The sequence below is a fragment of the uncultured Tateyamaria sp. genome (assembly GCF_947488715.1).
In the GTDB taxonomy this organism is placed as follows: Bacteria; Pseudomonadota; Alphaproteobacteria; order Rhodobacterales; family Rhodobacteraceae; genus Tateyamaria.
The window spans coordinates 1-9,645 of record NZ_CANLAG010000018.1 but is presented as its reverse complement, the minus strand read 5'-3'; the positions used below and the strand labels follow the sequence as shown (position 1 = coordinate 9,645).

Here is a 9,645-nt window from a genome sequence, read left to right as displayed (position 1 = left end):
AAGGTCTTCCTTTCAGCAATCGCCCTCGCGGCAATCGTTATCTACTGGCTTTGACACTCAATGAGCCCTGACCCTAGTTCGAATTGGTCATAAAAGTGGTTTTTATTCAGTATCTTGCCACGGATTAAAGTCGCCGAGCGGCTCGAAGGCGCTCCCCCGCTAAGGGAGTAGGCCCGGCAGTGTATCGGGGGTGCGGGCTCGGTATACACTACACGCTTCATGGACAGATCGAACCAGGGCGGTGGGGTGCTGGGTCGCAGGGGACTATCGGCCCCGACAGTCTCATTCAACCAGGCCACTATGACCCCCGCCCAAGCGACATTCAGACGAAGACGTGCTGAAGCTGCTGCGTGAGATCGAGCTGAAGCTGACAGCGGGCGATGACGTGGCATCTGATTGTCGGAGCGTCGGGATCAGCGATGCGACCTACTACAACTGGCGGAAGCGATTTGGCGGGATGGGCCGCGCCCAGTTGTCGGAACTGAAGAGCCTCGAGAAAGAGAACGCACGGCTGAAGAAGATCGTCGCGGAGCTCGAACTGGACAAGCTCACCCTCAAGGAAAGCCTGAACCGCCTAAAGCCCAGCGCCTGATGGATTTGTTTGGGGATGTGAAGATAGCATGTAAGCAACGTGAGCATCTTTCTCCGCATAACTTTCATGTGCTCGCTTCAAAGCGTCTAGGTGGTCGGTTTGCGCAGCAGACTAACTTCATAAGTGACATCCAGGATATCGTCCCTGCATTATACGGCGATGTTGGAAGCAAGTTGGCAGCATGGAAGAAGTCAGCGCCAAAGATAAAGGAAGACCGTTCGTCGTCTGTAGACGTTTCTACGGAAGCGCTGGCCGAAGACGCATCGAAGTTCGAGCAGTATGGGTAACAGTGGTTACGATGGTGAGAAGTTCCGCAACTGATTTGCTGGCAGCTCGAAGTTTGGAAGGCCAAAGGGTGGGCTGGCATTCTATGCGATCACCTTAAGTGTTGAAAAATTGAATGAAAAATGAAATACGCGGCCCCGTGTGGGGGCGCCATTTTTCCATATTACCCAATTTGCAATTGCACCAAGCTGGCGCATGGTCACTGACCGCTTGGCTGTCACATTGGAAATTGCACGCGGCGCGCGCTTTTTGTCCTATCGCTGCGACAGTGAACCGAAGAGGTGGAAATGACTGGGCCGTTGACCACTTTGAAGGTTGTGGAGTTTGCGGGTCTGGGACCTGCGCCCTTGGCTGGGCAATTGCTGGCTGATCTCGGTGCGCAGGTGACGGTGATTGACCGTGCCTCTGGCCCCGCGCAGCCAGAGGACGTCAATCGGCGCGGCAAGCGGTCTATCGCATTGGATCTCAAGTCTGAAACGGGCCTGACCATTGCGCGCGCCATCATTGCTGACGCGGACATCCTGATCGAAGGGTTTCGGCCCGGTGTGATGGAGCGGTTGGGTCTGGGACCAGAGACATGCCCTGACCGTTTGATCTATGCCCGGATGACAGGGTGGGGACAGGAAGGACCACTGGCGCACACCGCCGGGCACGACATCACCTACCTGGCTCAAACGGGTGTACTGAGCTTGCTGGCGACAGCCGACGCACCGCCGCGGCCGCCATTGAACTTGGTGGCGGACTATGGCGGCGGCACGATGTTCTTGGTCTATGGCGTCATGGCGGCGGTGATTGAACGTGCGGTGACTGGTCGGGGGCAGGTTGTTGATGCCGCGATGATCGACGGCGTGCCAGCGATGATGGGCCTGATCCACACGCTGATGGCGCAAGGCCAGTGGCGTGCGCCGGGGGCAAATTGGCTGGACGGTGCCGCACCATTTTACAGATGCTACCGATGCTCGGATGGGCGGGATATGGCCGTGGGCGCGCTAGAGCCGCAATTCTACGCGCAATTGCTGGGCGGGTTGGGCCTTGGGGCGGGGGATGTGCCGCCGCAGATGGACGAGAGCGCGTGGCCACGCGTGTGCGCGCAGTTTGCCGGGATTTTCGCCTCAAAGCCGCAATCTCATTGGACCCAGGTTTTTACGGGAACGGATGCGTGCGTTGCGCCGGTCTTGACCATGGAGGAGGCCGCCGTTGACGCGCATCTGGCGCAACGGGGGACCTACACGGTTGTCGATGGGGTCCTGCAGGCAGGTATCGCACCGCGTATGTCGTCCATGTCGGGTGCACCGGCGCGTGCGCCAACTGGGCCGGGCGCTCAGGCCAATGCGATCTTGGCGGAATTGGGCTATGAGGCCACGGCCATCGCGGCACTGCGCGCGGCAGGGGATGTCACATGAAGGCGGTTGTGGCCGGTGGGGGCATCGGTGGTTTGGCGACGGCAGTGGCACTTGCGATGCGGGGGCATACGGTCGAGGTATATGAACAAGCCCCGGAGCTGACGGAAATCGGCGCAGGCCTCCAGATTTCGCCGAACGGGTGGAAGGTTTTGCAGGCGCTGGGCGTTGCGGATCATTTGCGGGCTACGGTCTTTGAACCAGAAGCGATCGAGATGCGCATGGGCGTGTCAGGGCGCCCTGTGTTCCGACTGCCGATGAAGGGATATGCCGAGACGCGCTGGGGTGCGCCGTTCATGCATGTGCATCGGGCGGATCTGGTCGCGGCCTTGGCCACGCGCCTGCGGGCGCTGGCCCCGGCGGCAATACATGTTGGGCAGACCATAGCGGGCTATGCACAAGACGCGCGCCACGCGGCGATTTGCACCAAGGCTGGCGATCAGATCGAAGGGGATGTCGTGATCGGCGCGGACGGCCTGCATTCTGTGATCCGTGGTCAGATGCTGGGGCCGGATCAGCCTACCTATACTGGCAATGTGGCGTGGCGCGCTGTTGTTCCGGTCGACCTGCTGGGGGCAGACGCACCGCCACCCACGGCGTGCATATGGGCAGGCGACCGGCGGCATGCTGTCACCACGCGGCTGCGTGGCGGTACGTTGGCAAATTTCGTCGGCATGGTCGAAGAGCCGGAGCCGACAGCAGAAGGGTGGCAGGTGACGGGGACCCGTCAGGATGCGCACGCGGCTTTTGCCGGGTGGCACCCCACCATTTCGGCTCTGATTGAGCATGCACACGTGCTGAACCGCTGGGCGTTGTTTGATCGTGCGCCCTTGCCACGCTGGAGCGACGGGCGTGTTGTCGTAACGGGCGATGCCGCCCATCCGATGTTGCCGTCCATGGCACAGGGGGCCGTTCAGGCGCTCGAAGATGCTTGGACGCTGGCCGACGTATTGGACAGGGCAGAGAGCGATGTCGCAGGTGCGCTCGCGCAGTTCTACGCCAAACGGATCGGCCGGGTTTCGCGCATTCAGGCCGGGTCACGCGCCAATGCACGCCTGTTCCACCGTGCGTCTTTGGCCGGGCGCATCGCCTTTTACGGCCCCATGGCCATTGGCGCGCGGCTTGTGCCGCAGTTGATCCACGCCCGTCAGGATTGGGTCTATCGCTACGACGCCACCGTGCCGTCCTGAGCGGCCATGCGTGCTGCCTTGGGCGTCATTCCGGTCCAGTTCTGAAAGGCGCGGTAGAATGAATTGGGATCGCGGTAGGCCAGCAAATAACTGATTTCCTCGATGTTCAGATCGGTCGAGCAGAGGTATTGCCGGGCCAGATCTTCGCGCGTGGAATCGAGAAGGGTTTGAAACCGCGTGCCTTCGTCCTTGAGATAGCGTTGCAGGCTGCGCGCACTCAGCCGCAGGCGTTTGGCGGCGGCTTCTATGCTGGCCTCCCCGGCGGGCAGCATCTCTGGCAGCACGCTGCGCACGCGGGCGCTGACGGTCTGCTCCGACAACTGAACCTGCATTTGACGGCGGAAATTGGGTTCAAGCTGCGCCCATTGGTCCGGGTCGGCAGAGAGCAAGACCCGGTCAGCATCCTCAGGCGCAAACTCAAGGCAGGATGCTGTGCGAATGTCGATTGTGCAGCCGACAAAATCCTCGATCTCGGCGTGGCAGGGCAGGCGCGCGGGCAGTGCAGCGGCCAGCGGTGTCACTCGGTGGCCGGTACAGCCGCGAATGGCTTCGGTCAGAAACACGATCTCGGTCGCGGCAAAGCTCGCCGGCAGAGGGTGCGCCGCGACGTTGGACGTCTTGGTCACGCGCAAGCCACGTAACGCCGTACGCTCCAACCCCAGACGAAGCGGACCCGTCAGGGGTTTGAACAAGGCAAGGCGGTCAAGACCGATGGCCACTGTCGGGCTGCACGTGAACGCGAAAAAGGCGGGGTTGAACGGCCCGCGGGCATAGGCCTGCCCGAGAAAGAGCGGGGTATCTGCGCGCCCAGCTTCGGCGACGATGGCATCCCATCCGGCAAAGTATTCCGCAGAAGTGACGCCGCGCCCTTCGTTTTCGAAAAAGTCGGGCCGGTAGCGCATCCGCCGCAGCACAGCGGCGGGTGCAATCTGTAGCAGGCCACACAATTGTTGCGTCGTGCGTGCAATCATGTAGCGGATTTGCGTGTCGTCAGCCATCGCACCAGACTGGCGCAATCTGCCCGCCACCGCCAGCCCGGTGGCGCGCTTTGTCGACGCCTTGGCGCGATGTGCAGGTCACTTAGGCGGGCGTGGTCGCCTCTGCCACGACGCGGCCCAGTGTTGTTGCGACCTCGTCAATTGGCCCCATAGCACCCACGCGCTGCAGGACGCCCTGGCCGTCGTAGTAGGTGATCAGCGGCGCGGTCTGTGCGTGATACGCTTCGAGCCGCGCGCCCACAGCCTCAACCGTGTCGTCGGCGCGGCGCTTCATCTCGTTGCCGCCACAACTGTCGCAAACGCCTGCCTTTGCAGGGATTTTGAAGCTGTCGTGGTACCCTTCGCCACAACCCGCGCAGGTATAGCGCCCAGAAATCCGTTCCACCATCGCGGCGTCGTCCACCTCAAGAGATACGGCGGCGTCAATCTGCTGACCCGTTTCGCCCAACAGCACATCCAGCGCCTCGGCCTGCACCGTGGTGCGTGGAAAGCCATCGAGGATGACACCGCCCGCGCAGTCGGCCTCGGCGATCCGGTCACGCAGGATGTCGATGACAATCTGGTCGCTGACCAAACCGCCTGCTTTCATCACCGCATCGGCCGCCAATCCCGCCTCGGTTCCGGCCGCAACAGCGGCGCGCAGCAAGTCGCCCGTGGACAGTTGGACATAGCCGAACCGCTCTTCGAGCATTCGGGCCTGTGTGCCTTTGCCCGCACCGGGTGGACCGAGCAGGATGAGGACAGGCGGTGTGGCGGGATGTGTGGTGCCGTCCATGTGCCTATCCCTTGTTCATGCGGTTTTCGATCAGATCGTCGACCACGGACGGATCGGCAAGCGTGGAGGTATCGCCAAGCGCGCCAAAGTCGTCCTCGGCGATTTTGCGCAGGATACGGCGCATGATCTTGCCCGAACGTGTCTTGGGCAGGCCCGGCGCCCACTGGATCAGGTCCGGCGACGCAATGGGTCCGATTTCACTCCGCACCCAAGTGCGTAGCTCTTTGCGCAATTCCTCGGATGGTTCTTCACCGTTCATCAGAGTGACATAGCAATAGATGCCCTGACCCTTGATGTCGTGGGGGTAGCCCACAACAGCGGCTTCGGCGACTTTCGCATGGGCAACAAGGGCGCTTTCGACCTCTGCCGTGCCCATCCGGTGGCCAGAGACGTTGATGACGTCATCCACGCGGCCCGTGATCCAATAGTCGCCATCGGCGTCGCGACGGCAGCCGTCGCCAGTAAAGTAGAACCCCTTGTAGTCCGAGAAATAGGTTTTCTCGAAACGCTCATGGTCGCCCCAGACGGTACGCATCTGCCCCGGCCAGCTGTCCGCGATGACAAGCACGCCTTCGACATCATTGCCGTCGATGACTTCGCCGGATGTGGGTTCCAGCACCAGTGGCTTGATCCCAAAGAACGGCTTCATCGCCGATCCGGGTTTGGTCGCATGCGCGCCGGGCAGGGGGGTCATCAGATGCCCACCGGTTTCCGTCTGCCACCATGTGTCCACAATCGGGCAGCGACCGCCGCCCACAACGTCATTGTACCAGTTCCAGGCTTCCGGGTTGATCGGTTCGCCAACCGTACCCAGCAATTTCAGGTGGCTCAGGTCGTGCCCCTCGACGGGGGCGTTGCCATGGGCCATCAGGGCACGAATGGCCGTGGGCGCGGTATAGAACTGTGCCACCTTGTGCTTTTCGCAAACCTGCCAGAAGCGCGACGCATCGGGATAGGTTGGCACCCCTTCGAACATCAGCGTTGTCGCGCCATTGGCCAGCGGGCCATAAACGATATAGCTGTGACCGGTGACCCAGCCGACATCCGCCGTGCACCAGTAGACGTCGCCGTCGTGGTAATCGAACGTGATCTCGTGGGTCAGTGCGGCGTAGACCAGATAGCCACCGGTCGTGTGCACCACACCCTTGGGCTGGCCGGTCGAACCGGATGTATAGAGGATGAACAGCGGGTCTTCGGCGCCCATCTCTTCGGGTGGGCAGTCGGCGTCGACTTTGGCCGCCTCTTCATGCAGCCAGAAATCCAGACCGTCGCGCCACGCAATCTGTTGGCCCGTGCGTTGCACCACCAGACATTTGGTGTCGTCGATCACATTGATCAACGCCTGGTTCACATTGTCCTTGAGGTTCGTGGTCCGGCCGCCGCGCGGCGCACCATCCGCGGTGATCACAACCTTGGCGTCGCAGCCCGACACACGTGCCGCCAGCGCATCAGGGGAGAACCCGGCAAATACGATCGAATGGATTGCGCCGATGCGGGTACAGGCCAACATGGCATAGGCCGCCTCGGGGATCATGGGCAGGTACAGCACAACCCGGTCACCTTTGCCAACGCCCATGGATTTCAGAACATTCGCCATCTTGCACGTCTCTGCATGCAGCTGATGATAGGTGATGTGCTGTGCGGGATCCTCCGGGCTGTCCGGTTCCCAGATGATTGCCGTCTGATCGCCGCGCGTCGCCAGATGCCGGTCGATGCAGTTGGACGACACATTCAGCGTGCCGTCGGCGTACCAGTTGATGTTGACGTCGCCAAAGTCATAGCTGACGTTCTTGACTTGGCTATAGGGTTTGATCCAGTCGATCCGCTTGCCGTGCTCGTCCCAAAAGCCCTCTGGGTCCTGGATCGAGGCGGCATACATCGCATCGTATTTCGCCGCATCGACATGGGCGTTGGCGGCCATGTCCGCTGAGGGGGCATAGGTTTTGGTGTCGGGCATGAGGGATCCTCCGGGTCGTCATCTTGATCTATGGGCGAAGGGCACATGACGCGGTCAACCTCCATGACCGGGGTGTCTTGTGCGGGTCCTCCCTCCCGTTGTCGCGATAATACGCAAAGGTGAAAAGAAAGGAATAAAAGGCTGGATTATAAGGATTTTGGTGTAAATCTGTTTCCGGTGCGGCTTGGTTTTTGTAAATTTATGGCACCAATCAGTAAATTTTCTTGGGATTCCCACGCCTTGAATGTCAATTGCCATAGCGTGGTTGTTTGACAGGATGCGCTGGGCAGTCGGAAAACAATCGTGCGCCTCATGCTGGGCAGTGTGACATATTGTGTCGTGCGGCCCGCTTGGTGCCGCCGCCGCCAGAATCAAAGCATCCCACGTTCCGTCAAAACCTTGCGTGCGGCACGAAAGGCTTCGAGGCCCTGCGGCACACCACAATAGATCGCCACCATGTGCACGGCTGCACGGATTTCCTCGACGGTGCAGCCGTTGTTGATCGCCCCATTGCAGTGCAATTCCCACTCTTGCATCTTGCCCAAAGCGCCGATCATGGCGAGGTTCATCAGGCTGCGCGTTTTGGCGTCGATGGCGTCGTCACCCCAGCCAAACCCCCAGCACCAAGCGGTCATCGCCTCTTGGAAGGGGCGGTTGAAGTCATCCGATGCATCCAGGTTTTTCTGCACGTATTCCGCGCCAAGCGTCGCCTTGCGTTGGGCGAGGCCGGTTGTGAACAGGTCTTCGTCAAAGAGGCTCATGCGTGTGTTCCTTCGTTGCCGGACTGCGGCCTATCGCACATCCAAGGTCTGCGCGGGATACAGAATGTGCGGTGATCATGCCAGCGTGCGATCAGACCACAAGCTGGTTGTTGGGGGCCGGGTGAAAATCGGTACAGAGTTTGGCCACAAACCGAACCTCAGGCACAGGGCGTCAATGCCCGGTCGCCCTATCGCCGAATGCAACGGCACATGCGCCATACGTGGCCTGCGTGTCAGGCAAGGCGGGGTGGGTACGCCCGCACACGGCCCTGACCGGATGTCGGGGCGTTTGAACAGCACAGAAAGATCGCCGCATGACCCTTCCCAACACGATGAACGCATATGTCTTGCACGCGCATGGCGACATGGACGCGATGCGGTTTCACACCGATTGGCCGATGCCCGAGATTGGGGCCGATGACGTGTTGATCAAGGTGGGGGCCTGCGGTCTGAACAATACGGACGTGAACACGCGCTCAGGATGGTATTCCAAGGCTGTGACCGACGCCACAACCGGCGATGGTTTTGAAAATGTCGGCGCCGAGGATCCGGCTTGGGGTGGGGCACCTCTCCAGTTCCCGCGCATTCAGGGGGCGGATGCCGTCGGTACGGTTGTGGCGGTTGGCGCGCATGGGGATGCGGCGTTGGTGGGGCAACGGGTGATGGTCGACTGTTGGCTGCGCAACTGGAACGATCCTCTCAATCGCGACGAGACGGGCTATTTCGGCAGCGAACGCGACGGCGGTTTCGCGCAATATACAACCGCTGACCGCCGCAACGTGGCTGTGATCGACAGCCCACTGTCGGATGCTGAATTGGCGACGTTCTCTTGTTCCTACTCCACCGCCGAAGGGATGCTGGCCCGCGCCGATGTTTCGTCGGCCGACACGGTGCTGGTCACAGGGGCGTCGGGTGGTGTCGGGTCAGCACTGATACAGTTGGCCAAGCGACGCGGGGCAACGGTTGTGGCGTTGGCATCCGAGGCCAAACACGCACAGATGGCCGAACTTGGTGCCGATGCGTTGTTGCCGCGCGCGCCTGACGATTTACGGGCAACGTTGCGGCACGCCATAGGCCGCGACACAGTCACCGTTGTCGCGGACATTGTTGGCGGCCCCAATTTTTCTCAGGTGATTGACGTTCTGGCACGGGGTGGGCGGTTCACCTGTTCTGGCGCGATCGCAGGCCCCATCGTGGATTTGGACCTGCGCACACTGTATCTGCGCGACCTGTCATTCTTCGGCTCTACGGTCATCGCGCCACAAGTGTTCACCGATCTGGTCGGTTACATCGCCGCTGGCGAAGTCAAACCGCTGCTGGCGACGACATATCCGTTGTCTGAACTGGCCGAGGCGCAACAGGCTTTCATCCGCAAAGAGCACGTTGGCAACATTGTCGTCATCCCCTGAGCAAACGCGCAGGCCGAGACGAAACTTCGCCCTCCCAGTGCTTGTCCAAGCCACGCATGACTTGGCAGAGCGGTGTTGCCGCGCTAGCCTCTGCCCCAAGCGGGCCAAAAGGTCCCGCACCAAGGGAGAAACATCATGAACAAGTTTGCGGTTGGCGCTGTCGTCGGCGCCGTGTCCTGTACCTTTGCCCTCGAAGCAGCGGCCACGGAATGGAATGTGTCTGTTTGGGGTAAGCGTCGTGCTTTTACGGAGCATGTTGAGAAGCTTGCGGAGTTGGT

At 61.0% G+C, this 9,645-nt stretch carries 7 protein-coding genes and 2 pseudogenes; 5 read left to right on the top strand and 4 right to left on the bottom strand.

Features of this window, described 5'->3' with window-relative positions; all coding sequences use genetic code 11:
- Positions 1-325 precede the first annotated feature (325 nt).
- The 3 genes and pseudogenes from Q0936_RS20320 to Q0936_RS20310 all read left to right on the top strand — a co-directional run.
- Positions 326-592, top strand: a pseudogene (locus Q0936_RS20320) (transposase); the annotation flags it as partial.
- Between the two features lie 572 nt (positions 593-1,164).
- Positions 1,165-2,280, top strand: a complete 1,116-nt coding sequence (locus Q0936_RS20315) for a CaiB/BaiF CoA-transferase family protein (protein ID WP_299295779.1) — start codon at positions 1,165-1,167, stop codon at positions 2,278-2,280.
- Positions 2,277-3,467 carry an FAD-dependent monooxygenase gene (locus Q0936_RS20310; RefSeq protein WP_299295781.1) on the top strand — a complete coding sequence of 397 codons (1,191 nt, stop codon included), beginning with the start codon at positions 2,277-2,279 and terminating at the stop codon, positions 3,465-3,467. Before Q0936_RS20315 ends, Q0936_RS20310 begins: the two co-directional genes overlap by 4 nt.
- Here Q0936_RS20310 and Q0936_RS20305 read toward each other — a convergent pair.
- The 4 genes from Q0936_RS20305 to Q0936_RS20290 all read right to left on the bottom strand — a co-directional run bounded on the left by Q0936_RS20305 (position 3,443) and on the right by Q0936_RS20290 (position 7,958).
- Positions 3,443-4,465 (bottom strand): AraC family transcriptional regulator, encoded by a 1,023-nt coding sequence (locus tag Q0936_RS20305; protein WP_299295784.1) that lies wholly within the window; start codon positions 4,463-4,465, stop codon positions 3,443-3,445. The two genes, Q0936_RS20310 and Q0936_RS20305, sit on opposite strands and share 25 nt — an antisense overlap.
- Before the next feature lie 82 nt (positions 4,466-4,547).
- Entirely contained in the window at positions 4,548-5,240 is a 693-nt protein-coding gene (locus Q0936_RS20300; protein ID WP_299295786.1) for an adenylate kinase, read from the bottom strand.
- 4 nt (positions 5,241-5,244) lie between these two features.
- Positions 5,245-7,197, bottom strand: coding sequence for an acetate--CoA ligase (acs, locus tag Q0936_RS20295; RefSeq protein WP_299295788.1), 1,953 nt, complete (start codon positions 7,195-7,197; stop codon positions 5,245-5,247).
- Positions 7,198-7,568: 371 nt separating this feature from the next.
- Positions 7,569-7,958, bottom strand: a complete 390-nt coding sequence (locus tag Q0936_RS20290) for a carboxymuconolactone decarboxylase family protein (RefSeq protein WP_299146675.1) — start codon at positions 7,956-7,958, stop codon at positions 7,569-7,571.
- Positions 7,959-8,272: 314 nt separating this feature from the next.
- Here Q0936_RS20290 and Q0936_RS20285 point away from each other — a divergent pair, with 314 nt between their 5' ends.
- Together Q0936_RS20285 and Q0936_RS20280 are read left to right on the top strand one after the other, a co-directional pair.
- On the top strand, positions 8,273-9,367 hold the full coding sequence (locus Q0936_RS20285; protein WP_299295791.1) for an alcohol dehydrogenase family protein: 1,095 nt from the start codon (positions 8,273-8,275) through the stop codon (positions 9,365-9,367).
- Positions 9,368-9,502: 135 nt separating this feature from the next.
- A pseudogene (locus tag Q0936_RS20280) lies at positions 9,503-9,645 on the top strand (C4-dicarboxylate ABC transporter substrate-binding protein); the annotation flags it as partial.

What these genes read in the sequence shown, in the direction of transcription:
- Q0936_RS20315 (WP_299295779.1), top strand. Translation starts at nt 1,165, where the DNA reads ATGACTGGGCCGTTGACCACTTTGAAGGTTGTGGAGTTTGCGGGTCTG.
- Q0936_RS20290 (WP_299146675.1), bottom strand. Translation starts at nt 7,958, where the DNA reads ATGAGCCTCTTTGACGAAGACCTGTTCACAACCGGCCTCGCCCAACGC.
- Q0936_RS20285 (WP_299295791.1), top strand. Translation starts at nt 8,273, where the DNA reads ATGACCCTTCCCAACACGATGAACGCATATGTCTTGCACGCGCATGGC.
- acs (WP_299295788.1), bottom strand. Translation starts at nt 7,197, where the DNA reads ATGCCCGACACCAAAACCTATGCCCCCTCAGCGGACATGGCCGCCAAC.
- Q0936_RS20300 (WP_299295786.1), bottom strand. Translation starts at nt 5,240, where the DNA reads ATGGACGGCACCACACATCCCGCCACACCGCCTGTCCTCATCCTGCTC.
- Q0936_RS20305 (WP_299295784.1), bottom strand. Translation starts at nt 4,465, where the DNA reads ATGGCTGACGACACGCAAATCCGCTACATGATTGCACGCACGACGCAA.
- Q0936_RS20310 (WP_299295781.1), top strand. Translation starts at nt 2,277, where the DNA reads ATGAAGGCGGTTGTGGCCGGTGGGGGCATCGGTGGTTTGGCGACGGCA.